Annotated in this window: 17 protein-coding genes; 15 read left to right on the forward strand and 2 right to left on the reverse strand. The window is 65.4% G+C overall.

Going from position 1 to position 23,219, the window contains the following annotated elements:
* The first annotated feature begins 65 nt into the window (after window positions 1-65).
* From HF680_RS08305 to HF680_RS08320, 4 genes are all read left to right on the forward strand, one after another.
* Window positions 66-1,463 carry a glycoside hydrolase family 28 protein gene (locus tag HF680_RS08305; RefSeq protein WP_185224723.1) on the forward strand — a complete coding sequence of 466 codons (1,398 nt, stop codon included), beginning with the start codon at window positions 66-68 and terminating at the stop codon, window positions 1,461-1,463.
* A 28-nt stretch (window positions 1,464-1,491) separates the two neighbouring features.
* Window positions 1,492-2,799, forward strand: a complete 1,308-nt coding sequence (gene pelA, locus HF680_RS08310) for a pectate lyase (protein ID WP_185224724.1) — start codon at window positions 1,492-1,494, stop codon at window positions 2,797-2,799.
* Window positions 2,800-2,982: 183 nt separating this feature from the next.
* Window positions 2,983-3,408: a DUF2231 domain-containing protein gene (locus HF680_RS08315; RefSeq protein ID WP_039245278.1), complete on the forward strand. Its 426-nt coding sequence runs from the start codon at window positions 2,983-2,985 to the stop codon at window positions 3,406-3,408.
* 38 nt (window positions 3,409-3,446) lie between these two features.
* Window positions 3,447-4,712 carry a PQQ-dependent sugar dehydrogenase gene (locus tag HF680_RS08320; protein WP_449374901.1) on the forward strand — a complete coding sequence of 422 codons (1,266 nt, stop codon included), beginning with the start codon at window positions 3,447-3,449 and terminating at the stop codon, window positions 4,710-4,712.
* Between the two features lie 122 nt (window positions 4,713-4,834).
* Here the strand turns inward: HF680_RS08320 and HF680_RS08325 are convergent, their stop codons facing one another.
* Window positions 4,835-5,176, reverse strand: coding sequence for a TonB family protein (locus HF680_RS08325; RefSeq protein ID WP_045810579.1), 342 nt, complete (start codon window positions 5,174-5,176; stop codon window positions 4,835-4,837).
* Window positions 5,177-5,286: 110 nt separating this feature from the next.
* On the reverse strand, window positions 5,287-6,162 hold the full coding sequence (locus HF680_RS08330; protein ID WP_185224726.1) for a LysR family transcriptional regulator: 876 nt from the start codon (window positions 6,160-6,162) through the stop codon (window positions 5,287-5,289).
* A gap of 117 nt (window positions 6,163-6,279) precedes the next feature.
* On the opposite strand from HF680_RS08330, the gene HF680_RS08335 reads away from it, so the two are divergent.
* The 11 genes from HF680_RS08335 to HF680_RS08385 all read left to right on the forward strand — a co-directional run bounded on the left by HF680_RS08335 (window position 6,280) and on the right by HF680_RS08385 (window position 23,203).
* Window positions 6,280-7,782 carry a CoA-acylating methylmalonate-semialdehyde dehydrogenase gene (locus HF680_RS08335; protein ID WP_185224727.1) on the forward strand — a complete coding sequence of 501 codons (1,503 nt, stop codon included), beginning with the start codon at window positions 6,280-6,282 and terminating at the stop codon, window positions 7,780-7,782.
* Window positions 7,783-7,789: 7 nt separating this feature from the next.
* On the forward strand, window positions 7,790-8,926 hold the full coding sequence (locus HF680_RS08340; protein ID WP_185224728.1) for an isobutyryl-CoA dehydrogenase: 1,137 nt from the start codon (window positions 7,790-7,792) through the stop codon (window positions 8,924-8,926).
* A complete protein-coding gene (locus HF680_RS08345) occupies window positions 8,923-9,972 on the forward strand; it encodes an enoyl-CoA hydratase/isomerase family protein (protein WP_185224729.1) in 1,050 nt (349 codons plus the stop codon). Before HF680_RS08340 ends, HF680_RS08345 begins: the two co-directional genes overlap by 4 nt.
* Before the next feature lie 52 nt (window positions 9,973-10,024).
* Window positions 10,025-10,927 (forward strand): 3-hydroxyisobutyrate dehydrogenase, encoded by a 903-nt coding sequence (mmsB, locus tag HF680_RS08350; RefSeq protein ID WP_185224730.1) that lies wholly within the window; start codon window positions 10,025-10,027, stop codon window positions 10,925-10,927.
* A gap of 356 nt (window positions 10,928-11,283) precedes the next feature.
* Window positions 11,284-12,354, forward strand: a complete 1,071-nt coding sequence (locus HF680_RS08355) for a LacI family DNA-binding transcriptional regulator (protein ID WP_197071014.1) — start codon at window positions 11,284-11,286, stop codon at window positions 12,352-12,354.
* A gap of 49 nt (window positions 12,355-12,403) precedes the next feature.
* On the forward strand, window positions 12,404-15,406 hold the full coding sequence (locus HF680_RS08360; RefSeq protein WP_045810575.1) for a TonB-dependent receptor: 3,003 nt from the start codon (window positions 12,404-12,406) through the stop codon (window positions 15,404-15,406).
* 75 nt (window positions 15,407-15,481) lie between these two features.
* The gene (locus HF680_RS08365; protein ID WP_045810574.1) at window positions 15,482-16,948 is read left to right on the forward strand and encodes a glucoamylase family protein; all 1,467 of its coding nucleotides are present in this window, start codon (window positions 15,482-15,484) and stop codon (window positions 16,946-16,948) included.
* Complete coding sequence (locus tag HF680_RS08370) at window positions 16,945-18,228, forward strand: sugar ABC transporter substrate-binding protein (RefSeq protein ID WP_197071013.1); 1,284 nt, start codon at window positions 16,945-16,947, stop codon at window positions 18,226-18,228. The genes HF680_RS08365 and HF680_RS08370 overlap by 4 nt, the downstream gene beginning before the upstream one ends.
* Window positions 18,225-19,157: a carbohydrate ABC transporter permease gene (locus HF680_RS08375; protein ID WP_235968895.1), complete on the forward strand. Its 933-nt coding sequence runs from the start codon at window positions 18,225-18,227 to the stop codon at window positions 19,155-19,157. The genes HF680_RS08370 and HF680_RS08375 overlap by 4 nt, the downstream gene beginning before the upstream one ends.
* Window positions 19,154-19,969: a carbohydrate ABC transporter permease gene (locus tag HF680_RS08380; RefSeq protein ID WP_045810572.1), complete on the forward strand. Its 816-nt coding sequence runs from the start codon at window positions 19,154-19,156 to the stop codon at window positions 19,967-19,969. The genes HF680_RS08375 and HF680_RS08380 overlap by 4 nt, the downstream gene beginning before the upstream one ends.
* 18 nt (window positions 19,970-19,987) lie before the next feature.
* The gene (locus tag HF680_RS08385; protein ID WP_185224731.1) at window positions 19,988-23,203 is read left to right on the forward strand and encodes a discoidin domain-containing protein; all 3,216 of its coding nucleotides are present in this window, start codon (window positions 19,988-19,990) and stop codon (window positions 23,201-23,203) included.
* Window positions 23,204-23,219: the final 16 nt, after the last annotated feature.

The raw sequence follows: 23,219 nt of genomic DNA on the forward strand, positions 1-23,219 counted from the left end.
TATCTCTTGCCAGCCTTATATCGTCCACTATTGTGAGACGAAAGAACAGAATGTGGGAGATCTAGATGCGCGCCGATCGCCGCACGCTTCTGCAACTGGGTGTCGTCAGTGCCTTGACGCAAGCGACGCCGGCGTTTGCACAGTCGAGCCGTTCGCGCACCTTCGATGCGTCCGACTATGGCGCGATGGGCGACGGAGTGACCATCAACACGCGTCCTATTCAGGCCACCATCGACGCAGCGGCAGGGCAGGGCGGAGGGGTCGTGGTCCTGAAGCCCGGTCTGTATCTGTCAGGTTCGCTATTCGTGAAGTCGGGGGTGACCCTGTCGATCGAACGCGGCGCCACTCTGCGCGGCGTTCAGGATCTGGCCGCCTATCCGATGGTTCGCACGCGTGTTGCCGGCGTTGAGATGGACTGGCCCGCCGGCTTGCTGAATGTCTATCAGCAACAGAACGCCAAGATCACGGGCGAGGGTCTGGTCGATGGCGACGGCAAGCTCTTCTGGGACTCCTACTGGGCGCTGCGCCGCGATTATGATCCGCGCGACCTGCGATGGGCGGCTGACTACGACTGCCGCCGTCCGCGGTTGGTCCACGTTTACGATTCACAGCAGGTCGAGGTTTCCGGTCTGAATCTGGCGCGATCGGGCTTCTGGACCGTCCACGTCTGCTACTCGCGGGATGTGAAGGTCGCCGACCTGATCATCAGGAATAACATCGGCGGACGCGGACCTTCGACGGACGGCATCGACATCGACTCGTCGGAGCGGGTGTTGGTTGAGAGATGCGACCTGTCGGTCAACGACGACGCGATCTGCATCAAGGCCGGACGCGACTGGGACGGGCTGCGGGTAGCCCGGCCGTGCCGTCAGGTGAAGATTCGCGACTGCATCGTCCGTGACGCCCTGGCCGGGATGACCTTCGGATCGGAGACATCTGGCGGATTTGACGACATCGAAGTCTCTGGGCTGAGGATCGAGTATCCGGTGCCGCTGGGGATTTTCTTCAAATCAGGCCACACACGCGGCGGCGTGATCTCCAACATCCGCCTGCGCGACATCCATCTGCAGGACGTGCGCACATTGATGCAAGTGAACCTGAACTGGTACCCAAACTACAGCTACGCCCAGATCCCGCGCGGAATCGCGGACGTGCCGGATTACTGGCGCGCGCTCGCCACGCCCGTGCCGCGCGAACAGGGCATTCCCCGTATCCACGATGTTCGCCTGTCGAACATCAAGGCCGTCGGCGGCAAAGTCGGATTCGCCGCCGCCGCCTATCCCGAAGCGCCGCTGAAAGACTTCATTTTCGAACGGTTGGACTGGGATGTGCAGGATGCGGGCGCCATCGCCAATGCCGAGAACTGGCGCTTCCGCGATTGCAACATCGACACCCTGGACGGCCAAGGCCCCAAGGTGACCGCGTCGTCCGGCGTCACTGGGCTGCGATCCAGACAAGCATGAAAAACCAAAAATTGTGGGAGTTAGCGCGATGAAAATTCTATCCGCCTGTTCGATCCTGGCATTTGGCGTGGTCGCGCTTGTGGGGGGCGTTTCCGGCGTTGCTCAGGCTGAAGTCCTGCGGCTGAACACGCCGGCGGTGGGCCTGACCAGCGACAGGATCGGCGCCTTGCCCGACGCGGAGCGTGGTCCGTGGGCCGAGTATCTGGCACGCTCCCAGGCCCAGCATCTGGCCGACCGCGCTGCGCTCGCGGCCGAGCTTCCCGCTGGAGTGGCTCCGCCGCCGCCGCCCAAGGCCATCGGACCCGCACACTACAACATGCCGCTGGATCGGCCTGCCGACTGGTACGCCACGGCCGAAGCCCGGGCCGTCGCGGATGCGATCGTCAGTTTCCAGACCCCCGCCGGCGGATGGAGCAAAAGCCAGGATCGCAGCATTGCGCGCCTGCCGGGTCAGCGGTTCTCCAACGATGCCGAAACCATGGAGCAGAACCCGGCGAACTTCGATGCGCCGGCGGATCGCTTCTGGACCTTCGTCGGTACGTTGGACAACGAGGCGACGTGGTCGGAAATGCGGTTCCTGGCCAAGGTCGCCGCGCACGCGCCGGGACGCGACGGCGACGCCTGGCGCGCCAGCGTGATCCGAGGCGTGCGGTATCTTCTGAACGCGCAATATCCAAATGGCGGCTGGCCTCAGATCTGGCCGCTCGAAGGCGGCTTCCACGACTCCAGCACCTTCAATGACAATGCGGTGGCGAACGCGGCCATGCTGCTTCGTGATGTCGCCCATGGCGCTGAGGGCTTCGACTTCGTGCCGGCTGACTTGGAGACACAGGCGGCCAGGGCGACCCAAAAGGCGATCGAGGTGATCCTCGCGGCCCAGGTGCGTCAAGGGGATCGCCTGTTGGGCTGGCCGCAGCAGGTCGAGCCCATGCGGCTGGTGCCAACAAGCGCTCGGAACTACGAGCCGCGATCCATCGCAAGCGGCGAAACAACCGATATCCTGATCTTCCTGATGGGCGAGGAGAACCCGTCGCCGGAGATCAAGGCCGCCGTTCGCGGCGCCGCCGAATGGCTTCAGGCGGTGCGTGTCTATGACAAGTCTTTTGAAATGACCGACGACGGACGCAAGCTGATCGACAAGGCCGGGGCGGGACCGATCTGGTCTCGCAAATACGATCTGGTGACCGGGCGTCCGATCTTCGGCGACAAGGATCAGACCATCCATGACGATGTGAATGAAATCTGCGTCGGAAGACGCAACGGCTATTCCTGGTGGATATCTTCGCTGCAGAAGGCGTTAGACCTTTACGCCGATTGGTCCAATCGGGTCGGGTAAAGCCGAGACGCTGATCGGCATTGTCGATGGGGGCTGACGGCGCATCCGCGACGCAATGTGTGAGGCGCCAAGCGAGAACGCTTTCCTCGCTCCGGCCCCTGCAAGATCGGCGCGGCAAAAGCCGATGTGAACCATTTCCCGTTCAGACGGTTAGCCAAGCCAGACTTTACGGAGAGGGCTGGCATGAGCACCCATGGATTGAAGGATGCGGTCGTTCGACCGTTGCATTGGCTATTGCTGGCGTTTCCAATCGCGCTGTTCACCTTCGCCCTGTTCACCGACATCGCCTATCTGAAGACGGCCGAGGTCCAGTGGACAAACTTCTCGGCCTGGCTGATCACCGGAGCGCTGGTGTTCGGCGGCGTTGCTGGCCTGTTTTCGATCTTCGATTTCGTCGTCGGTCTGCGCCATGGGCGTTCACGGCGGGCCACGGTTCATCTGGTCGCGCTCGCGCTGGCCTGGGTGCTGGGTCTGGTGAACGCCTTCAAACATAGCCAGGACGCCTGGAGCTCCGTCGGAGCCTTCGGTCTGATCCTTTCGATTCTCTGCACAATCCTGGTCCTGATCGCCGGCTGGACCGCCTATGCCGCGCGGGAGAGCGTCCGATGAACAAGAACCTGCTCGCCGCCAGCGCCGCCACCCTGGCCATGGCCCTGACGGTCGCATCGTGCGGGAACGCCAGCGATCCGAAACTGAACCAGACCGGCGCGACGCCTGACCTGCCCAAGGTCAATGAGACTCTGGTGCCTCCGATGAAGATCAGCCCGCCGGCAGGTTGGAACGGCGAGACGCCGACGGTGCCGCAAGGCTTTACGATCACCGCCTTCGCCACCGATCTCAAAATCCCGCGTCAGATGCTGGTCCTGCCCAATGGCGATGTGCTGATCGCAGAGGGGCGCGGCGGCCATGCGCCCGCCATGCGGCCCAAGGATGTGATCGCCGGCGTCATCAAGAAGCAGGGCAACACCAAGATCAAAGGCGGCAATCGCATCACCCTGGTGCGCGACGCGAACAACGACGGCACGCCCGAATTGCGGACCGTTCTGGTGGACAACCTCGATGCGCCCTACGGCCTAGCCTATGTCGACGGCTATCTCTATGTCGCCGAACAGGGGGCGCTGGTTCGCTTCGCCTTCCAGCCGGGCCAGACCGGTATCGCCACGCCCGCCGAGCGGGTGACGGAGCTGCCGTCGCGCATCAACCACCACTGGACCAAGTCCCTGACCGCCAGCGCGGACGGGTCGAAGCTGTATGTCGGCACCGGCTCGAACTCCAATATCGGTGAGCGCGGCATGGCGGTCGAAGAAGAGCGCGCCACGGTGTGGGAGATCGACCGGGCGACCGGCGCACGGCGCACCATCGCCACCGGCATTCGCAATCCGACGGCCCTGGCCATCGAGCCCACGACCAATCTGTTGTGGTCGGTCGTCAATGAGCGGGATGAACTGGGGCCGCAACTGGTCCCGGATTATCTGACCCAAGTGCGGGACGGGGCCTTCTACGGCTGGCCCTACAGCTACTGGGGCCAGAACCGCGATCCGCGCGTGATGCCTCAGAATCCCGAGATGGTCGCCAAGGCCATTCGGCCAGATTACGCCTTGGGATCGCACGTCGCCGCCCTGGGCCTGGATTTCGCCCGCAATGGCGGTTTTGGCGGGTCGTTCGCCAACGGCGCCTTCATTGGCATGCACGGCAGTTGGAACCGCCAGGATCCGTCCGGCTACAAGGTCGTCTGGGTGCCGTTCAACGCCGGTCGTCCAGCGGGTCAGCCCGTCGATTTCGCCACGGGCTTCCTGAAGGACGGCAAGGCGCGCGGACGCCCGGTCGGCGTCGCGTTCGATGGCACCAAACGTGTCCTGTTCGTCGCCGACGACCTGTCGAATACGGTGTGGCGCATCGCGCCTGCGCGATAGGCCGGCTTTTCCCTCGTCCAGCAAGGGCGAGGGAAATCGTTCATGTCTTCGAGACCTAGCCGAATAAGAAAAGTCCCCGGCTGCAAGCAACCGGGGACCTTGCCTATGGGGAGAGCTTTGACTTACGGCGTGAAGTCGATGGTGCGTTCGAAGGGCGCATCGACCGGACGGCCACGATCCATGATCGGCGTGACCTCGGCGCCGTTCATCAGGGCCAGGGCGGCTTCGCCAAAGCCCATGCCCGGACGGGTTTCTTCCAGCACGACGCAGTCGGTAACATGGCCAGATGCCAGGGCGGTGCAGCGCAGGCGCACGCTAAAGCGGTCGGTGCTCTGGGCCTTCGGCGCTACGGCGCGTTCGATGGCGGGTTGAGGCGCGCTGTACAGGGCCGCGTCCTTGAGCAGCGGTCCAGTCGGGGCGCCCATCAGGGCCGTCATCAATGTCAGGCTGAAGGTCAGTGTCATGGCAGGCCTCGTTCGTCTTCTATTAAGATTTGAACGAGATCTCCGTTCCCCGAACGTTCAAAAACGCGCGGGTGTGTTCGGCGAACCACACTTCGATTTCTCTGCTGACGTCAGAATGGCCTCAAGCTCGACTGTTGTTCTTCGCACAGGGTCTTCAGCCACGAACGCACGGTGCGCAAACGTGCGGTGTCGTGAACGTCGCGGTGGGTGGCCAGCCAGAAGCGACGCTCGATCAGGATCGACGGCAGCACGCGCACCAGACCCTCGGCCAGGAAGCACGGCAGGACGCCGACGCCGCCTGCCGCGGCGATGATCTCCCGCTGCGCCCGGATCGAAGATGAGGCGACGTGGGGCGCGAGGCCCGGCTGGACCTCGTCTAGATAGCGCAGCTCGGGCGCATAGATCAGATCGTCGATATAGCCGACGATGTCGAAGCGGCTCAGGTCGTCGACGGTCTTCGGAACGCCGTTGCGGTGCAGGTGATCGGGCGAGGCGTAGAGGGCCAGTTGATACGGCGTTAGCGGCTCGACGATCAGGCGTGCGGCATGCGGCGCGGCTAGGGTGATCGCCATATCGACCTCGCGGCGCGTCGGCGACAGGAAGCCGGAGGTGGCCGCCAGTTCGATCCTTAGACCCGGATGGGCCAGGCGCAGCGCGGGCAGGGCGGGGGCCATCAGGGTGACGCCAAACCCCTCGGACGCGCTGACGCGAACGACGCCGGCCGGCGCATCCGGTTGGGTCACGCGGCCGGCGGCCTCCATCGCGCTTTCGGCCTCCAGACCGATATCGAGCAACTGGGCGCCGGCGGCGGTCAGCTGAAGCCCGGTGGTCGAGCGGACGACCAGGGTGGATTTCAGCGCGCTCTCCAGTCGGGCGACCCGACGCCCGACCGTGGCGGCGTCGACGCCCAACCGCTGCGCCGCACCGCCCAGTGAGCCTGCGCGCGCCGCGGCGATGAAAATGCGCAGATCGTCCCAGTCGTACATGGCCGTCCAGTCGTCTTGCAAAAACGCAGAATGTTGCCTGCAACTTTGCATTATCGACCCGCGCGCAGGGGTGATAGCCATAGCCTCAACAAAAGAACCAACAGGGACATCCAGGCCATGCGCGACATTCGCCACTTCATCGACGGTGCGGCTTTCGACGGTGCGTCCGGACGCTTCAGCGACGTGTTCAATCCCAACACCGGGGATGTGCAGGCTCGCGTGCAACTGGCAACGACGGGCGAGGTCGATCGTGCGGTCCAGGCGGCGCAGAACGCCTTTGACGGTTGGGCTTCGACCAATCCCCAGCGCCGCGCCCGCGTCATGTTCGACTTCAAACGCCTGGTCGAGGCGCGGATGGACGAACTGGCCGAGCTGCTGTCCAGCGAACACGGCAAGGTCATCGCCGACTCCAAGGGCGACATCCAGCGCGGCTTGGAAGTGATCGAGTTCGCCTGCGGCATCCCGCACGCGCTGAAGGGCGAATATACTCAAGGCGCCGGCCCCGGCATCGACGTCTATTCGATGCGCCAGCCGCTGGGCGTGGTGGCGGGCATCACCCCGTTCAACTTCCCGGCCATGATCCCGATGTGGATGTTCGGCGTGGCCATCGCGGTGGGCAACACCTTCGTGCTGAAGCCGTCAGAGCGCGATCCGTCGGTGCCGGTGCGTCTGGCCGAACTGATGCTGGAAGCCGGAGCGCCGAACGGCGTGCTGAACGTGGTGCACGGCGACAAGACGGCGGTGGACGCCATCCTGACCCATCCGCTGGTTCACGCCGTCAGCTTCGTCGGCTCGTCCGATATCGCTCACTATGTTTATCAGACGGGCGCCGCCAACCATAAGCGCGTCCAGGCGATGGGCGGCGCCAAGAACCACGGCATCGTTCTGCCCGACGCCGACATGGATCAGGTGATCAAGGATCTGTCCGGCGCGGCCTATGGTTCGGCTGGCGAACGCTGCATGGCGCTGCCGGTCGTGGTGCCGGTCGGCAAGAAGACTGCCGACGAACTGCGCGAGCGGATGGTCGCCGAGATCCCCTCGTTGCGGGTCGGCGTCTCGACCGATGCGGGCGCCCACTATGGCCCCGTCGTCACGGCTCAGCACCGCGAGCGTGTCGCGGGTTGGATCGAAAAGGGCGTGCAGGAAGGCGCCGAACTGGTCGTCGACGGTCGCGACTTCAGCCTGCAAGGTCACGAGAAGGGCTATTTCATCGGTCCGTCGCTGTTCGACCATGTGAAACCCGAGATGTCGTCCTATCAGGAGGAAATTTTCGGTCCGGTGCTGCAGATCATGCGGGCCGAGACGTTCGAGGAGGCGCTGGCCCTGCCGTCGAACCACCAGTACGGCAACGGCGTCGCCATCTTCACCCAGAACGGCCGCGCGGCGCGGGATTTCGCCGCCCGGGTCAATGTCGGCATGGTCGGGATCAATGTGCCGATCCCGGTGCCGGTCGCCTACCATACCTTCGGCGGCTGGAAGCGTTCGGCCTTCGGCGACATCAACCAGCACGGCATGGAGGGCGTCCGCTTCTGGACCAAGACCAAGACCGTGACGGCCCGCTGGCCCGACTCGGCGCTGGAGCATTCGGACAGTTCGTTCGTCATTCCGACGATGCGCTGAGGTCGTCATGGATTTCGCTCTCAACGACGACCAGCGCGCCATTCAGGACGCCGCCCGCGCCTTCGCCGAGGCCGAGCTGGCGCCGCATTCGGCGCGCTGGGACGAGGACAAACATTTCCCCGTCGCGGTGATGAAACAGGCGGCCGAAATGGGCTTCTGCGGCATCTATACGGCTGAGGAGCACGGCGGCATGGCCTTGGGCCGGGTCGAGGCGGCGGTGATCTTCGAGGAGCTGTCGCGCGGCGACGTGGCGACGGCGGCCTTCATCTCGATCCATAACATGGCGACGTGGATGATCGACCGGTTTGGGTCGGACGATCTGCGCGGCCGGTTCGTGCCGTCGCTGGTCGGGATGGAGAAGATCGCCTCCTACTGCCTGACCGAGCCGGGCTCGGGATCGGATGCGGCGGCGCTGCGGACCACGGCCGTACGCGACGGCGACCATTATGTGCTGAACGGGTCCAAAGCCTTCATCTCCGGCGCAGGCACGTCCGACGTCTATGTCGTCATGGTCCGCACGGGCGGCGAGGGTCCGAAGGGCGTCAGCGCGATCGTGGTCGAAGCCGGCACGCCCGGCCTGTCGTTTGGCGCGCAGGAAAGGAAGATGGGCTGGAACGCCCAGCCGACCGCCATCGTCCAGTTCGACGACTGTCGCGTGCCGGTCGCCAATCTGCTGGGCGAAGAGGGGGCGGGGTTCCGCTACGCCATGGCGGGTCTGGACGGCGGGCGCCTGAACATAGCCGCCTGTTCGCTGGGCGGGGCGCGGCTGGCGCTGGAGACGGCGCAGGACTACGTCGCTACCCGCAAACAGTTCGGCCGCCCGATCGGCGAGTTTCAGGCGCTGCAGTTCCGGCTGGCCGACATGGCCACGGAGCTGGAGGCGGCGCGACTGATGGTGCTGCGCGGCGCCTGGGCCATAGACACCGATCATCCGGAAAAGACGAAGTGGTGCGCCATGGCCAAGCGCCTGGCCACCGACGCCTGTTTCCAGATCGCCGATGAGGCCCTGCAACTGCACGGCGGCTATGGCTATCTGAAGGACTATCCGCTCGAAAGGATCGTGCGCGACCTGCGGGTCCACCGTATTCTGGAAGGCACCAACGAGATCATGCGGGTGATCATCGCGCGGGAGATGACCAAGTGAACGAGGCCGAGGTCGTCACTCGGATCGAAAACGGCGTTGGTCGCATCACCCTGAACCGACCCAAGGCGATCCATGCGCTGAACCGGGCGATGTGCGACGCGATGACGGAGGCGCTGCTGGCCTGGCGTTCGAATCCCTCCGTCTCCGCCATACTTATAGACCACGCCGGCGAGCGGGGTTTTTGCGCGGGCGGCGACATTCGCATGATCGCCGAAAGCGGTGCGGGCGATGCGTCGGAGGCCAAGGCCTTCTTCCTGGCCGAGTATCGGTTGAACCACCTGATGTTCGACTATCCAAAGCCGATCATCGCCATCGTGGACGGCATCGTCATGGGCGGCGGGGTCGGCATTTCCGAGCCGGCCGACATTCGTGTGGCCACCGAGCGCACCACCTACGCCATGCCCGAGACAGGGATCGGCCTGTTCCCCGACGTGGGCGGCGGCTGGTTCCTGCCGCGCCTGCCGGGCCAGACCGGCGTGTGGCTGGCGCTGACAGGCGCGCGGCTGAAGGCGGCGGATACGGTGGCCCTTGGCATCCACACGCACTTCGTGCCCGCGGATCGCGTCGAGGCGCTGAAGGCCGATCTGATGGGCGAGGCCGCCGATCCGTCGTCGGTCGTGGCGCGCCACGCCGGGGACGCGGGGCCTGCGCCGCTGCCGGCCCACCGCCAGGCCATCGACCGGCTGTTCGCCTTCGACACGGTTGAAGAGATTTTCCAGGCGCTTGAGGCGGACGGCTCGGACTGGGCGCTGAAGCAGCTGGAAACGCTGAAGACCAAGTCGCCACAGTCGCTGAAGGTCTCGCTGCGCCAGATCCGCACGGGCGCGACGCTGACCAGCTTTGCCGACAATATGGCGATGGAGTACGCCCTGGGCGGCCGCGTGGTGCGCACCCACGACTTCCAGGAAGGCGTGCGGGCCGTGATCATGGACAAGGACAATTCGCCGAAATGGTCCCCGGCGGACCTGTCGGGCGTTACCGACGAGACGCTGGATGCGCTGTTCGCGCCTTCGCCGGACAATGAAAAATGGACGCCGCTGGCCTGACCACGTCCCCGCTTTCGCGGGGATGAGCGGACGACAAAAAGGGAGAGAGACCATGACCAAGATCGCCTTCATCGGCCTGGGCAATATGGGCGGCGGCATGGCTGCGAACCAGGCCAAGGCGGGCCATGCGGTCGCCGCCTTCGATCTGTCGGCGCAGGCGCTGGAGCGGGCCGCGTCGGCGGGTTGCGTCGCGGCCGGATCGGTCGCCGAGGCGGTCAAGAACGCCGAGGTGGTCATCACCATGCTGCCGGCCGGGCCGCATGTGCATAAGGTCTATTCCGAACAGATCATCGGCGCGGCGCCGTCGACCGCCCTGCTGCTCGACTGTTCGACCATCGACGTCGAAACCGCGCGCAAGGTCGCCGGTCTTGCCAAATCGGCCGGCTACGCCTTTGCCGACGCGCCTGTGTCAGGCGGCACCGCGGCGGCGGATGCGGGCACGCTGGCCTTCATGGTCGGCTGCGATGAGGGCGACTTCGCCCGCGTCGAGGCAGCGCTGGAGCCTATGAGCCGCATCACCATCCGCGCCGGCGATCATGGCGCGGGGCAGGCGGCCAAGATCTGCAACAACATGCTGCTCGGCATCTCCATGCTCGGCACGTGCGAGGCCATCGCCCTGGCCGAGAAACTGGGCCTGGATCCCGAACGGTTCTTCGAGATCGCGTCCAAGTCTTCGGGGCAGTGCTGGAGCGTGACCAGCTACTATCCCTGGCCGGGTCCGGTGCCGACCGCGCCGTCCAACCGCGACTATCAGGGCGGGTTCGCCACGGCCATGATGTTGAAGGACCTGAAGCTGGCCCAGGACGCAGCGGCGAAATCCGGCGCCTCGACGCCTCTGGGCGCACAGGCCGAGGCGCTTTACGCCCTGTTCGACGGGATCGGGCACGGCGGCCGCGATTTCTCCGCCATGCTGCAGATGCTGCGCGGCAAGCTGGATGAGCTTAACCCGGCATAGATTCGTCTTTCGCATTGTGATTGCGGCCCGTGCAGCTTCGGCGGCGCGGGCCTTTTCGTATGAGGCCGCAGCCGCGACGCAGATCGCCGACGGCTGGTGCGACCAAGGCGCGCGCCCACCGCGTTCGCCTTATTCCGTTCGCCGGAAGGAGCCTGCGAAGAGTGAAGCTAAAGCAGCGGCTTAGCGCCCGTGGCTCGTTGGGACGGCTCGAGCAGAGATCGAAAATCGCCCGAAATTTGGCCGAACGGCGCTTGCGGCGCACATCGCTCCTGTGTCATGTAACCGCTTACATCGCTTATCGACGGATCTTCGAAAAGGGGCCGGGACGATAGGGAGCAGGGAGAATTTAATTGGACATGGCCGCGCCTAGCGCTGCGTCTGCACGGCAGGAGGGCCAGCCCTTCGCCAAGGCCGCCACCATGCGCGACGTCGCCGAACGCGCCAATGTATCGGTGGCGTCCGTGTCTCGTGTACTGAACGGCTTGGGCGTGACCTCGGACGCGACGCGCCAGCGCGTGCTCGATGCGGTCGAGGATCTTCGCTACGTCCCTCACTTCGGCGCCCGCAGCTTGTCGACCAGCAAGAACGACACGATCGGCGTCATCCTGCCTGACCTGTTCGGCGAGTTCTTCTCCGAGTTGATCCGGGGCATGGACCTGGCCGCCCGCGCTCACGGCAAGCACCTGATCGTCTCCAGTTCGCATGACGGCGCGGAAGACACCTTGGCGGCCGTACGTTCGATGCGCGGGCGGGTGGACGGCATGATCGTGCTGTCGCCGCATCTGGGCGCGGCGAACCTGTCGTCAGAGTTCGCCGGTCGGATGCCGGTCCTGCTGATGAACGGCGGCGCGGCCGAGCCCGGCCGGGCGTCCATCATGATCGACAACCACGGCGGCGCCGTCGGCGCGGTCCAGCATCTGCTGTCCACTGGCCGCAGGCGGATCGCCCACATTCGCGGCGCCGCCGGCAATATCGAGGCGGACACGCGCGCGGCCGGCTATACGGCGGCGTTGGACGGTCATGACCCGATCATCGTCGAGGGCGACTTCTCTCAGGCCTCGGGGCACCGCGCCGCGACCCAGCTTCTGGCCATGACAGAGCGGCCCGACGCCGTTTTCGCCGCCAATGACATGATGGCTGTCGGGGCGCTTCTGGCCTTCCAGGAGGCCGGCGTGCGCTGTCCTGAGGACATCGCCGTCGTCGGCTTCGACGACGTGCCCATCGCCGCGCTGATGCGGCCTGCGCTGACGACCATGCGCGTCAATATCGCGGAAATCGGCCGTAGGGGCGTCGAACGCCTGATCGGCCTGGTCCAGGCCGGCGCGACCGCCGACGCCACGGACACCGCTTGCGAAATCGTTCGGCCGATCCTGGTCGAACGCCAGTCCACCGCGGCGGCCTCGTCCGCCAGGTTCAACAAAGGGTAGGCCAGCCATGTCGCTGAAAACCGATCCCATCAGGAGGGGAGAGCTCAGGATGACCCAGTTCAACACGCGTAAGGCCGCCTTGGCCGCCGCATCGGCGCTTGCCATCAGCATGGCGGTCGTCGGCGGGGCGCAGGCGCAGAACGCAACGACGACGTTGCGCGGCGCGGTCTATGACGGCCAGACCGTCGAGACGGGCGCGACGGTCGTCGCGACCGAAGTCTCCACCGGTTATGCGACACGCGCGCGCGTCGGCGCCGATGGTCGTTATGTTTTGTCCGGCCTGCGCCCCGGCACCTATCGCGTGCAGGTCACCAGCGCGGACGGCCAGACGGCGGAAGAAACCGTGACCCTGTCCCTGGGTCAGGTCGGCACCTTGAACCTGGATGTCGCCGGAGCGACGACGACAGCCGCCACCGACGGCGCGACTGAGCTCGGCGACATCGTGGTCACCGGCCGCCGGGTCTTCGAGGTGCGCACGCCCGAAGTCGCCACCAACGTGACCCAGCAGCAGATCAATAACCTGCCGCAGATCAGCCGCAACTTCCTGAACTTCGCCGCCCTGGCGCCGGGTCTTCGCGTGACCGAGGACGACACCGAGCGGACGATCTCGGCCGGCGGCCAGACCGCTCAGGCAATTAACGTCTTCATCGACGGCCAGAACCGCAAGTCGCTGATTAACGACGGCGGTGTCGCCGGTCAGGACGACAGTCGCGGCACGCCGTTCCCGCAGGGCGCCGTGCAAGAGTTCCGCGTCATCAGCCAGAACTTCAAGGCCGAGTACGAACAGGCCGGTTCGGCCATCATCACCGCCGTCACGCGCTCGGGCACGAACGAGTTTCACGGCGACGTCTTCGCCTACTATCAGGATCCCGGCTGGATTGCTCAGGATGTGATTTCGGAACGTCGCGGCGACGCCAAGGCGCCTCTGAAGCGCATCCAGTACGGCGCCAGCCTGGGCGGCCCGATCATTCAGGACCGGCTGCACTTCTTCGGCGCCTATGAGCGCAAGGACGAAGAGCGCATTTCGCAGTCCTTCCTCAACCGCACCGAATACACCAGCTTCTTCGCCAACGACCTGGGCACGACCTCGACGCCTTATGAGCAGGACGTCTTCTTCGGCAAACTGTCCTGGCAGATCAACGACCGCCAAAGGCTGGAACTGAGCAGCGAGTACAAGACGGAAGAAGATATCCGCGGAGCCAGCGGCCAGAATGCGCCCAGCCGCGCGGCGCGCAACAACGGCGAAAATATCGCCTTCAATCTGCGCCATCAGTATCAGGGCGATCGCTTCCTTAACGAGTTCGCGATCGATTACTTCACGTCAAGCTATGAACAGTCGGTGATCAATGGGTCCGACTATGGGCGCCAGTACGTAATCTTCCGCGACGACAGCGCAGCGACGCCGGGGTTCCAGTATAACTTCAACAACCGCGACTCTACCGTATTCACGGCCGGCGGGCGGGCTGATGCTCAGTTCCTCGAGCAGAAGAGCACCACGATCCGTAACGATCTGACCATTCCGGATCTGGAGTGGATGGGTACGCACACGATCAAGATCGGTGCGAAATACTCGATGCAGAACTATTTCGTTCAGAAGGATTTCGGGCGTAACCCCACCTTTACCTACGACATCGAAGCCCGCCCCGAGATCAACGGCAGCCGCGATATCCCCGTCTCGGTTGACCTGGGAGTCGCCGTTCCGCCTGCGGACGTCGATAACAATGTTCTAGGCCTATACATTCAGGACGACTGGCAGATCACCTCCAAGCTGGAGCTGAACCTCGGCATTCGCTGGGATTACGAGGACAATGCGGTCAACAACGACTACCGCACGCCTGATTCCATTCGCAACATGCTGGCCGCGATCCAGAACCTGCCGAACTACGACTTCCCGTCGTATTTCAACCCGGCGGATTATATTTCCGATGGTGATCGCAAGGCCTTCAAGGGCGCGTTCCAACCGCGCTTCGGCTTCTCCTACGACGTCTTCGACGATGAGCGGACGGTCATCTTCGGCGGTGCCGGCCGCTACTACGATCGTATCGGCTTCAACTTCGCGTTCGACGAGCGGTTCAAGCCCTTCCAGTTCAACAAGACGATCTACTTCTCGAACACGGGCGGGCCTCGTGGCGGTGTCCAAACCATCGCCTGGAACCCGAGCTATCTGACGCCGCAGGGTCTTGATCCCCTGCTGGCGGCCAGCCCGGGCGCCGGCGAAGTCTTCCTGGTGCAGAACGACTTCGAGCCGCCTCGCACCGATCAGTTTAGCTTGGGCGTGCGCCAGAAGATCGGTATGTTCCAGACGGCGCTGACGCTTGCAGCCGGCAAGACGAGAGGCGAATCCAGCTGGTATATCGCCAATGCCCTGACGGAGACGGGCGGACGGTTCAACGGTCCGACGCCGGGATCGGTGGGCTTCCCGCAGTTCCGCAACCTGATCTTCTTCCAGAACACGGATAAAGAGCGCGACTACAAGGCGATCTACTTCACGGCCGACAAGCACTACAACGCCGAAGATCGCTGGGGCGTAAACATCGCCTATACCTATATGGACGCCACCCAGAACGGCAGCCGCGACTCCGGCTATGGCGCCTTCGACTTCGATTACAATGTGCCTGGACAGTCGCCTGAGTTCCCGTCGAACACCGACGAAACGCATCGTATCGTGGCGTCCGGCACCATCGGTCTGCCCGCGGACTTCCTGCTGTCAGGCATCGTGACCCTGGGTTCGGGCTTGCCCTACACCGTGTTCGACTGCCCGAACGCTCCCGCCGGCGGCCCGAACATTTGCTGGAACGGCGGTCGTCCGGACAAGCGCGCCTTCTTGCCCGGTCTGAACTTCGCCTACCGCCAGATCGACTTGCGTCTGACGAAGGGCTTCGAAGTCTATGGCGGCCAGAAGGTGGAGTTCATCGTGGATGCGATCAACATCTTCAACTTCACCAACTACAAGTCCTTCGATCAGGGCTTCAACAGCCCGCGCTTCGGCATGGGGACGGAACAGTATCTGCCGACCCGCAGCTTCCAGGTCGGCCTGCGTTACTCCTTCTAAATCCTGAGCCTGGGCCGCCTCGTGCTTGTTGCGAGGCGGCCTTTCTTTTTCGATTGAGACCCAGTGAGCGTGCCCATGAATCGTCGAAACTTCCTGATGCGGACCACCACAGGCGCGGCGGCTCTGGCCGTAGGATTTCCGGTGATGGCGGCGGCGCAGCAGGCGGCGGCGACGGGGGCGGTCAATGGGACGCAGAGACGGCCGATGCGGCTGGATCAGGAGATCGAGGAGCTTCAGGAGCGGACGTTCCGATGGTTCGAGAAGGTCACGGATCGCAGGACCGGCCTGACGCCGGATCGCTGGCCCACGCCGTCCTTCTGTTCGGTGGCGGCGGTCGGCTTCGCCCTGACCTGCTGGCCGGTGGGCGTCGAGCGCGGCTGGATGAGCCGGGCCGAGGCGCGCGAGCGGACCCTGACGACGCTGCGCTTCTTCCACGATTTGCCGCAGGGCCCGGAGGCCAGCGGCACGGCGGGGTACAAGGGCTTCTTCTACCACTTCCTGGATATGGAGACGGGGCTTCGTTACCGGACCAACGAACTGTCGACGGTCGATACGGCCCTGTTGATCGGCGGTATGCTGTTCGCCGCCCGCTACTTCGACGGCCGTCATGCCGACGAGGCAAAAATCCGTCAGAAGGCTCAAGCCATCTACGAGCGGATCGAATGGCCGTGGGCCGTTATCCGCGACAACCGCATCACCATGGGCTGGCACCCCGAGAGCGGCTTCATTCCCTCCGACTGGCACGTCTACAACGAGGGCATGCTGGTCTTGCTGCTGGCCATCGGCAGCCCCACCCATCCGGTGTCGGTCAATGTCTGGCACGAATGGGCGGCCAGCTATGACGAGAGCTGGACGGATCGCTGGGGCAGCTGGCACCTGAATTTCGCGCCCATCTTCGGGCACCAGTACAGCCATATGTTCATCGACTTCCGCGGCATTCAGGACGCCTGGATGCGTGGGCAGTCGGCCCAGCTGGGCGAATACCTCGACTATTTCGAAAACAGCCGCCGCGCCGTCTACGCCCAGCAGAAATACGCCCACGACAACCCGGGCGGCTGGGCGGGCTATTCGTCCGAGGTCTGGGGCCTGACCGCCTGCGACGGGCCGGGCGACTTCAAACAGGTCATCGACGGCAAGGAGCGCGAGTTCTTCAGCTATTCCGCGCGCGGGCCCGGCGACCGGGACGACGGCACCATCGCGCCGACGGCGGCGGCCAGCTCCATCGCCTTCGCGCCCGAAATCGTCGTGCCCTGCGTCAAGGCGATGAAGGCGCGCTACGGCGCGGGCGTCTATACCGAGTGGGGCTTCCTCGACAGCTTCAACCCGACCCTGACGGTGCGCGACGGGCCGCTGCAGCACGGCAAGATCGTGGACGGCGTGGGTTGGGTGGACGGCGACTATCTGGGCATCGACCAGGGGCCGATCGTCATCATGACCGAGAATCACAGGTCCGAGTTCGTCTGGCGCTATATGCGCGGCGAGCCCAATATCCGCCGCGCGCTCGACATCGCGGGCTTCACCGGCGGCTGGATGAACGGATGAGTTTGACGGCCCCCAGGCCCAATCTTGATAGACGCAGCGCTCTGGCCCTGATGGCGGGAGGGGCGGCTGCGGCCTGCACCCCACGCCGCGACGGCGAGACCGTGCTGCGCTTCTGGGCCATGGGTAATGAGGGCGGGACGGTGGGCCAGCTGATGCCCGAGTTCGAGCGCCGCAATCCGGGCGTCCGCGTCTCGGTCCAGCCCCTGCCGTGGACGGCGGCGCACGAGAAGCTGCTGACCGCCTACGCCGGGGCGTCGCTGCCCGACGTCAGCCAGATCGGCAATACCTGGGTGGCGGAGCTGACCGCCATCGGCGCCCTGTCGCCGACCCCGCCTGAGGCCGCGAACCTGCTGACCGACCAGTTTCCGGCGGTGCTGGAGACGAATGAGATCGCCGGCCGCGCCATGACCACGCCCTGGTATGTCGATACGCGGCTGCTGTTCTATCGCAAGGATCTGCTGGCGCGTGCCGGGTTCGATGCGCCGCCCGAGGACTGGGCCGAATGGAAGCGGGCCATGCATGCGATCAAGCGTGTGGCGGGCGACGGCAACTACGCCATCCTGCTGCCGTTGAACGAGTTCGAACAGCTTTTGACCTTCGGGCTTCAGATCGACGAGCCGCTGCTGAGGGATCGCGACACGCGCGGAAACTTCTCCAGCCCCGGCTTCATCGCGGCCCTGGCCTTCTATCGCAGCCTGTTCGACGAGCAGTTGGCGCCGCTGGCCTCGTCAACGCAGATCTCCAACGTCTGGACCGAGTTCGCCAGGGGCTATTTCAGCTTCTACTTCTCCGGGCCGTGGAGCGTCGGCGATTTCCGCAGCAAGCTGCCCGCGTCGTTCCAGCCGAACTGGGCCACGGCGGGCGTGCCGGGACCGAATGGCCTGGGCGCCTCGGCGCCGGGCGGGTCCAGCCTGGCGGTCTTCAAATCCTCCCCGCATCAGGAGGCGGCCTGGGCCCTGGTCCGCTATCTGTCCGAGCCGGCTGTGCAGGCCCGGTTCAACACCATCGTCGGCGACCTGCCCGCACGCCAGAGCGCCTGGGACATCGCAGGCGTCGAGCGTGATCCGATGCTGGCGCCGTTCCGGGGGCAACTGGCGCGCGCCAAGGCCGTGCCCAAGGTGCCGGAATGGGAGCGGATCGTGACCGAGATGCAGATCGTCGCCGAACGGATGGTGCGCGGCGAATACACGCCTGAAGCCGCCGCCGCCGAGATCGACCGTCGTGCCGACCGCCTTCTGGAGAAGCGTCGCTGGATGATGGAACAGGGCAGGGCCGTATGACCGTCGTCGATCCGACACTGGTCAAAGTGAAGCCGTCGCGCGGACGCGGCGCCCGCGAACGGGCCGCATGGGCCTTCGTCGCCCCGGCTATGCTTGCCATCGGCCTGTTCTTCGCCATTCCGGTGATCGCGGCCCTGCTGCTCAGCCTGACTGATTTCGACATCTACGCCCTGGCGAACCTGGACAATCTGCGGTTCGTCGGCTTGCAGAACTATCAGCGGCTGTTGACCAATCCCCTGTTCTGGGGGGCGATGAAGAACACCCTGACCTTCGCGGTGCTGGGCGTGCCCCTGTCCATCGCCGCGTCCCTGGCGGCGGCGGTGATCCTGAATGCGCGGGTGGTAAAGTGGCGGCCGATCTGGCGGGTCATGTTCTTCGCCCCCTATGTCACGACCCTGGTCGCGACGGCCGTGGTGTGGCGCTATCTGCTGCATACCCGGTACGGCGTCATCAATTGGGGTCTGGAGAGCATCGGTCTGCCCGCCGTGGATTGGCTGGGCGACCCATCCACTTCCATTCCGGCGATCTTGATGTTCGTGGTGTGGAAGATCTTCGGCTACAATATGCTGATCTTCCTGGCGGTGCTTCAGACCGTGCCGGACGACCTGTACGAGGCCGCTCGCATCGACGGCGCCGGCCCATGGAAGCAGTTCCGCCATGTCACCCTGCCGGCCATCGCGCCGACCATGCTGCTGGTTTCGATCATCTCGGTCGCCAGCTTCTTCCAGCTGTTCGCCGAACCCTATGTGATGACCCAAGGCGGACCGGCCCAGAGCACGGTGACGGTGCTCTACTTCATGTACGAAGAGGGCTTCAAATGGTGGAATCTGGGCTCCGCCAGCGCCGTCGCCTTCGTCCTGTTCCTGTGCATCCTGGCGATCACCCTGGTCCAGCTGGCGGTCGCCAAGCGGGTGGGGGCGTATCAATGAAAATCCGCGCCATCCTGCTCAATCTGGCCGTGGGCCTCATCGCCCTGATCGTGCTCTTCCCGCTGGTCTGGATGGTGTCGGTCAGCTTCATGGCGACGGGCGAGGCGGCGGTCTTTCCGCCGCCGCTACTGCCGTCTCACTGGACGATGGAGCACTACCGCGACCTGTTCTTGAACCAGGGCATGGGGCGGTATCTGTGGAACAGCTTCGCCCTGGCGACCTTGGCGACGATCCTCGCGCTCAGCTTCACCGTCCCGGCCGGCTACGCCTTCGCCAAGCTGAAGTTCGCCGGGCGCGAGCGGCTGTTCCAGTTCCTGGTCGCCGCCCTGGTGGTGCCCGCCCAGATCGGCACCCTGCCGCTGTTTCTGATGCTGAAATCGATGGGCCTGGTGAACACCTATGCCGGGGCGCTGGTGCCGTGGCTGGCGTCGATCTTCGGCCTGTTCCTAGTGCGCCAGTATGCGCTGAGCATTCCCGACGAGATGTTGGAGGCCGCGCGGATCGACGGGGCCAGCGAGGGCCAGATCTTCCGCCGCGTGGTCCTGCCGACCTTGCAGCCAATCATCGTGACCTTGGGCCTGTTCGTCTTCCTGGGCAGTTGGAACGACTTCCTGTGGCCGCTGATCATTCTGACGGATCAGTCGAACTATACCCTGCCGGTCGCCCTGGCGGCGCTGTCGCGAGAGCATGTGCAGGACATCGAACTGATGATGGCCGGCGCCGTCGTCACGGTCGCGCCCGTGCTGATCCTCTTCCTCGCCCTGCAACGCTACTACATCCGCGGCATGCTCGCGGGCAGCGTGAAGGGCTGACCAGAACTGCGAGTTCCAATGCGTAATCTCCTGCTGGCCGCCGCCTCGGTCCTGACCCTCGCCCTGGCCGCGCCTGCCGTCGCGCAGGAGACGCGCGTTCTCGACAGCATGGACGATGCGACGCGGTGGGAGGCCACGGCCTCGACCGACGTTCACGCCGCCGTCTCCGCCGTCGCCGGCCATGACGGGAAAGCGGTGCGGCTCGATTACGATTTCGACGGCAAGGCAGGTTATGCGGTGCTCAGCCGGCCGCTGCCGTTCGACCTGCCCGACAACTACGAGATCAGCTTCTGGGTGCGGGGCGCCGGGCCGACCAACACCTTCGAGGTCAAGTTGACCGACGCCTCCGCCGACAATGTCTGGTGGAAGCAGACGGCGCGCTACGACTTCCCCGACGGCTGGACCCGGTTCGTGATTAAACGCCGTCAGGTTTCCAAAGCCTGGGGGCCAAGCCCTGAAACCATCCTGCGTCGCGCGGAGCGGGTCGAGTTCGTCGTGGTCGCGGCGGAGGGCGGCAAGGGCTCGGTCGAGATCGACCAACTGACCCTGCGCGCCCTGCCGGTCGATCCGCCGGTTCCGCCCCAGCCGTTGGCCAGCGATGGGCAGATGAACTCGACCGCCGCCAACGCCGTCGATCTGGACCCAAAAACCGCCTGGACCCCGCCGGTGGGCCAAGACTCGGCCCTGACATTGGACCTGGGCTACGAGCGCGAGTTCGGCGGCCTGACCCTGCGCTGGGGCGAGCGGGGCGCGGCGAGTGACTATCGCGTTTCCGCCTCGATGGACGGGCGCGACTGGCGGCCGCTGACGACGGTTACGGGCGGCAATGGCGGCGTCGACTGGTTGCGGACGCCCGAGGCGACGGCGCGCTGGCTGAGATTGGAACCGCTGAAGCCCGTTCCCGCCTCCGATGTGGTCGGCTCGTCCGGCGCGGGTCAGCGGCTGGGCGCGGCCCAGGCCACGACCTATGCGCTGAACGAGATCGAGGTCGAACCGCTGACCTTCGGCGCGGACCGCACGGTGTTTCTGGAAGCCGTGGCCAAGGAAAACCGGCGCGGCGTCTATCCGCGTGGCTTCTCCGGCGAGCAGTCCTACTGGACCCTGGTCGGGGTCGATGGGGGCGGGGAGAGCGGCCTGATCGGCGAGGACGGCGCCATCGAGCTCCGTCGCGCCGGGCCCAGTATCGAACCCTTTGTGGTCGACAACGGGCGGCTGATCACCTGGGCCGACGTCAATATCGAACAGGGGCTGAAGGACGGCGATCTGCCGATCCCGTCGGTGACCTGGACCGCCGACGACTGGACGCTGAAGATCACCAGCTTCGCCGACGGGCCGCCCTATCAGGCGCAACTGTGGGGCCGCTACGACCTGACCAACACCTCCAGCCGGCCGCGCACCCTGACGCTGGCCCTGGCCGCCCGCCCGATGCAGGTCAATGCGCCGCGTCAGTTCCTGGCCATTCCCGGTGGCGTCAGCCCGGTGGAGACGATCGGCTGGGACGGCGCCGAACTGAAGCTGAACGACACGGTGCGGGTGCAGCCGCTGGCGGCCCCGGATCAGGTCGCGCTGGCGACCTTCGACGCGGGCAGCGATCCGCAGTCCCTGATCCTGCCGTCCGCGCGCCGACCGGCCGCCGAGGTCATGACGACGACCGACGCCACAGGTCTGGCCGCCGGCCTCCTGACCTACGAGGTGACGCTGCAACCCGGAGAGACGCGCACGGTCGGCTGGGTGTCGCAACTGTCCGGCGACGCGCTGGCGCCCGAGCCGGTGGGGCAGGCGGCGGCTGTGCTGGACGCGGTCGAGACCCGGCTGGCAGCTGAATGGCGCGAGAAGCTGGACCGGGTGGACCTGACCCTGCCGCCCGCCGCCCAGCGGATCGAGGACGCGCTGAAATCGTCGCTCGCCCATATGCTGATGTCGCGTCAGGGACCGATCCTGCAACCCGGCACACGCAGCTACAACCGCTCCTGGATCCGCGATGGGGCGATGATGGCCGAGGGTTTGAACCGGCTGGGCATGGCCGAGCATTCAGCCGACTATCTGCGCTGGTACGCCCCCTATGTGTTCGAGAACGGCAAGGTCCCGTGCTGCGTCGATGCGCGCGGCGCCGATCCGGTGCCCGAGAACGACAGCCACGGCGAGTTCGTCTTCCTGGCCGCCGAAACCTATCGCTACACCAGGGACGAAGCCCTGCTGCACCAGGTCTGGCCGCAGGTGCAAAAGGCCATCGCCTATATGGACGCGCTGCGCGCCTCGACCCGCACGGCGGCCTTCCAGACGCCGGACCAGCGGCATCTGTACGGCCTGCTGCCGCCGACGATCAGCCACGAGGGCTACTCGGACAAGGCGGCCTATTCCTACTGGGACGATTTCTGGGGCCTGCTGGGCTACAAGGACGCGGTCTTCATCGCCGAGACCCTGGGCGATGCGGACGTCGCCGCACGCTATGCAGCGGCGCGCGATCAATTCGCCGCCGACATCCGCGCCTCAATCACGGCGACGGCTGTGCATCATGGCATCGACTGGATCGCGGGGGCGGCCGACCGCGGCGATTTCGACGCCACCTCGACCACCATCGCCCTGTCGCCGGCGGGCGAACAGGATAACCTGCCGCACGAGCTTCTGTCGCGAACCTTCGATCGCTACTGGGAAAACTTCCAGAACCGTCTGACCAATCGCACGGCGTGGAAGGACTACACCCCCTACGAATGGCGGCTGGTCGGCGCCTATGTGCGGCTGGGTCAGAAGCACCGGGCGCTGGAGGTGCTGGACTTCCTGATGGCCGACCGTCGGCCCGAGGCCTGGAACGGCTGGGCCGAGGTGGTGGGCCGCGAAAAACGCGAGCCGCGCTTCATCGGCGACATGCCGCACGCCTGGATCAGCTCCGACTATATCCGTTCGGCGCTCGATCTGTTCGCCTATGAGCGGGACAGCGATCACGCTCTGGTGCTGGCGGCGGGCGTGCCGGAGGTGTGGCTGGACACGAAGGAGGGTGTCGGCCTGCGGGATCTGCGCACCGCCTATGGGCCGCTGACCTACGCCTATCGCAAGGAAGGCCAGGGCTACGTCCTCACCTTGGGTGACGGCGCGACGCCGCCGGCCGGATTCGTGCTTCAGTGGGCGGCGGGGCAGGGGCGGCCGGAGCGCGTTCGGATCGACGGCCGCTCAGCGACGTGGTCGGGCGACGAACTGGTCATTCCGGCAGGGGCGCGGCGGGTTGTTCTGAACTGAGCCTTCTCTCTTGAAA

Origin of the sequence: Brevundimonas huaxiensis, assembly GCF_014218725.1 — a bacterium.
GTDB lineage: Bacteria > Pseudomonadota > Alphaproteobacteria > Caulobacterales > Caulobacteraceae > Brevundimonas > Brevundimonas huaxiensis.

What these genes read in the sequence shown, in the direction of transcription:
- HF680_RS08305 (WP_185224723.1), top strand. Translation starts at nt 66, where the DNA reads ATGCGCGCCGATCGCCGCACGCTTCTGCAACTGGGTGTCGTCAGTGCC.
- pelA (WP_185224724.1), top strand. Translation starts at nt 1,492, where the DNA reads ATGAAAATTCTATCCGCCTGTTCGATCCTGGCATTTGGCGTGGTCGCG.
- HF680_RS08315 (WP_039245278.1), top strand. Translation starts at nt 2,983, where the DNA reads ATGAGCACCCATGGATTGAAGGATGCGGTCGTTCGACCGTTGCATTGG.
- HF680_RS08320 (WP_449374901.1), top strand. Translation starts at nt 3,447, where the DNA reads ATGGCCCTGACGGTCGCATCGTGCGGGAACGCCAGCGATCCGAAACTG.
- HF680_RS08325 (WP_045810579.1), bottom strand. Translation starts at nt 5,176, where the DNA reads ATGACACTGACCTTCAGCCTGACATTGATGACGGCCCTGATGGGCGCC.
- HF680_RS08330 (WP_185224726.1), bottom strand. Translation starts at nt 6,162, where the DNA reads ATGTACGACTGGGACGATCTGCGCATTTTCATCGCCGCGGCGCGCGCA.
- HF680_RS08335 (WP_185224727.1), top strand. Translation starts at nt 6,280, where the DNA reads ATGCGCGACATTCGCCACTTCATCGACGGTGCGGCTTTCGACGGTGCG.
- HF680_RS08340 (WP_185224728.1), top strand. Translation starts at nt 7,790, where the DNA reads ATGGATTTCGCTCTCAACGACGACCAGCGCGCCATTCAGGACGCCGCC.
- mmsB (WP_185224730.1), top strand. Translation starts at nt 10,025, where the DNA reads ATGACCAAGATCGCCTTCATCGGCCTGGGCAATATGGGCGGCGGCATG.
- HF680_RS08355 (WP_197071014.1), top strand. Translation starts at nt 11,284, where the DNA reads ATGGCCGCGCCTAGCGCTGCGTCTGCACGGCAGGAGGGCCAGCCCTTC.
- HF680_RS08360 (WP_045810575.1), top strand. Translation starts at nt 12,404, where the DNA reads ATGACCCAGTTCAACACGCGTAAGGCCGCCTTGGCCGCCGCATCGGCG.
- HF680_RS08365 (WP_045810574.1), top strand. Translation starts at nt 15,482, where the DNA reads ATGAATCGTCGAAACTTCCTGATGCGGACCACCACAGGCGCGGCGGCT.
- HF680_RS08370 (WP_197071013.1), top strand. Translation starts at nt 16,945, where the DNA reads ATGAGTTTGACGGCCCCCAGGCCCAATCTTGATAGACGCAGCGCTCTG.
- HF680_RS08375 (WP_235968895.1), top strand. Translation starts at nt 18,225, where the DNA reads ATGACCGTCGTCGATCCGACACTGGTCAAAGTGAAGCCGTCGCGCGGA.
- HF680_RS08380 (WP_045810572.1), top strand. Translation starts at nt 19,154, where the DNA reads ATGAAAATCCGCGCCATCCTGCTCAATCTGGCCGTGGGCCTCATCGCC.
- HF680_RS08385 (WP_185224731.1), top strand. Translation starts at nt 19,988, where the DNA reads ATGCGTAATCTCCTGCTGGCCGCCGCCTCGGTCCTGACCCTCGCCCTG.